At 47.8% G+C, this 318-nt stretch carries 1 protein-coding gene; it reads left to right on the top strand.

What is annotated here, in order from left to right; genetic code table 11:
• Positions 1–318, top strand: a 318-nt coding sequence (locus AC1DM9_RS34620) for an Ig-like domain-containing protein (protein WP_477584532.1), incomplete at both ends; no start/stop codon positions are given.

Here is a 318-nt window from a genome sequence, read left to right as displayed (position 1 = left end):
AGCAACAATCAGCAAAAGCGGAGTATTGACGGGTGTTTCAGCAGGTACAGTTACCGTTAAAGCAACGGCTGCTGACGGCAGTGCCGTATTTGGAACCAAAACGATTGAAATTAATGAGCCTGCCATCCCTGTTCAAGTGATTTCCGTAACGGCGGATGGTGAAGTTACTACAATCGAATCAGGTAAGAAGCTGCAAATGAATGCTGTGGCTGCTCCTAGCAACGCAACAAACAAAGCGGTCGCTTGGTCCGTAATAGATGGAACAGGTACGGCTGTTATTGATAAAACAACGGGTGAGCTTACTGCCGGCAATCCAGG

Source organism: Paenibacillus sp. 01T431 (assembly GCF_056398625.1).
Note: the sequence above shows the minus strand (reverse complement) of the source record. Positions and strands in the feature narration are given on the sequence as shown.